1 protein-coding gene is annotated in these 2,500 nt (G+C 63.0%); it reads right to left on the bottom strand.

Translation table 11 applies throughout. The features are described 5' to 3' along the window. Positions 1-2,500 (bottom strand): NAD-glutamate dehydrogenase (locus OC610_RS25475; protein WP_264431788.1); only part of this gene is annotated, 2,500 nt, incomplete at both ends.

The following is a 2,500-nucleotide window of genomic DNA, read 5'->3' as shown; positions in this document are numbered from 1 at the left end:
CCGAACACGTCGCCGGCCATGTCGCCGACGCCCACCACGGTGATGCTGTCTTCCTGGACGTTGATGCCACGTTCGCGGAAGTGACGCTGCACGCCAACCCACGCGCCCTTGGCGGTGATGCCCATTTTCTTGTGGTCGTAACCGGCCGAACCACCGGAGGCGAACGCATCGCCCAGCCAGAAGCCATAGTCGATGGCGATGCCGTTGGCGATGTCGGAGAAGGTTGCGGTGCCCTTGTCCGCCGCCACCACCAGGTACGGGTCATCGTCGTCATGACGCACGACGTTGGCCGGCGGCACCAGCGCGCCGTCCTTCAGGTTGTCGGTGATGTCCAACAGGCCCGAAATGAAGATGCGGTAGCACGCAATGCCCTCGGCCGCGATCTCGTCCCGGCTGCCGCCCAGTGGCAGGCGACGCGGCAGGAAACCGCCCTTGGCGCCCACCGGCACGATCACCGAGTTCTTCACTTGCTGGGCTTTTACCAGGCCGAGCACTTCGGTGCGGTAGTCTTCTTCACGGTCGGACCAGCGCAGGCCGCCACGGGCAACGTTGCCGAAGCGAAGGTGCACGCCTTCGACGCGTGGCGAGTAGACGAAGATCTCGAACTTCGGCACCGGCTTCGGCAGTTCCGGAATCAGGTGCGGGTTGAACTTGAAGCTGAAGTACGACTTGTTCTGGCCGTTGGCGTCGGTCTGGTAGAAGTTGGTCCGCAGGGTCGCCTTGATCAGGTCAAGGTAGCGACGCAGGATGCGGTCTTCGTTGAGTACCTGCACTTCGTCGAGGGCGGAGAGGATCGCTTGCTCCAGGCGCAGTTGCTTGTCTTCCAGGTCATCGCCGGTCAACTTGCGCGCCAGGTAGAAGCGGGTCTTGAACAACCGGGTCAGTTCGCGAGCGATGTCGGTGTGGTTGTTCAAGGTGCTGGCGATGTAGCCGAGGTCGAAGCCCAGGCGGATCTGCTTCAGGTAACGGGCGTAGGCACGCAGCAGCGCCACGTCGCGCCACGGCAGGCCGGCGGTCAGCACCAGGCGGTTGAACGCATCGTTCTCGGCATCGCCACGCACGATGTGGACAAAGGCGTCCTGCAAGGTGTCGTTGAGTTGCTGGATGTCGAGGTCCAGGCCTTCGGCGGCGGTGAAGGCGAAGTCGTGAATCCAGAACTCGCGGCCATTGGTGTGACGCAGGCGGTACGGGAACTCGCCCAGCACGCGCAGGCCGAGGTTTTCCAGGATCGGCAGCACGTCGGACAGCGCCAGCGGCGTGTCGGCGTGATACAGCTTGCAGTGCAGCTCACGCTGGCCGGAGACCTGGCCCAACGGTTGGTAGAAGCTCATCACCAGCGGGTTGGTTTCACTCAGGCTCAGCAGGTGTTGCATGTCCACCACGGCCGAGTGCGCGGCAAAGCGCTCGCGGTAGCCGGCCGGGAAGCCTTTCGGGAAGTCCGACAGCACGTTGGTGCCCTGGGCTTCGCCGAAGCTCTCGATGACCAGGCTGGCGTAGTCGTCCTTCCAGCTGCGGCAGGCCTGCACGACTTCTTTTTCCAGCAGCAGCGGGTCGATATCGATGCGGTTCTTCGGGTCCACCCGCAGGATCAGTTGTACGCGGGCCAGTACGGACTCGGAGAAGAACGTCCAGAATTCGCAATCCGACGCCTTCAGGCGCTCCATCAGCACCTGCTGGATCTTCTGGCGCACTTCGGTGGAATAGATATCGCGCGGCACGTAGGCCAGGCAGTAGCAGAAACGGCCGTACGGGTCCTTGCGCAGGAACACGCGGATCTTGTTGCGTTCCTGGATCTGCACGATCGACATGACGGTGCTGAACAGTTCGTCCACCGGGGTCTGGAACAAGTCGTCGCGAGGCAGGACTTCGACCACCTGGGCCAACTCCTTGCCCAGGTGCGCCTTGGCCTGGAAGCCCGAGCGACGCTCGATTTCCGCGACCTTGCGGCGGATGTACGGGATGACCCGCACGCTCTCGCCATACACCGAGGAGGTGTACAGGCCCATGAAGCGGCATTCCTTGATGACCTTGCCGTCGGCGTCGATCTCGCGGATCGACACGTAGTCCGGGTAGGCCGGACGGTGCACGCGGCTCGGGTGCGCGGCCTTGGCGAACGACAACACGGTCGGTTCGCGCAGGTAATTGACGGCGTAGTCTTCGATGCGCAGGTCTTCGGCAGTCAGGCCGGCGCGCAGCAGTTTGGTCAGGCCGAGGAAGGACTCAGGGTCGTATTCGATGTGGCCGCCATCGGCTTCATCACGAACCACGAACTCTTCATAGCCCAGGAAGGTGAAGTGGTTGCCCACCAGCCATTCCAGGAAGCTCTTGATTTCGGCTTTTTCGTCAGCGTCGGTGGCGTAGGCGCTGTTGTCCAGGCTCGCGAGGATTTCCTGGACCTTGGCTTTCATCGGCTCGAAGTCGGCGACGGCGACGCGCACTTCGCCCAGCACTTGCTCAAGTTCCTTGCTCAGGACGTTGAGTTCGGCGGCGTTGGCGCAGC

This window comes from Pseudomonas agronomica, from assembly GCF_025917275.1.
Classification (GTDB): Bacteria; Pseudomonadota; Gammaproteobacteria; order Pseudomonadales; family Pseudomonadaceae; genus Aquipseudomonas; species Aquipseudomonas agronomica.
The sequence above is the reverse complement of the archived record's forward strand: the minus strand, read 5'-3'. Positions and strand labels throughout refer to the sequence as shown.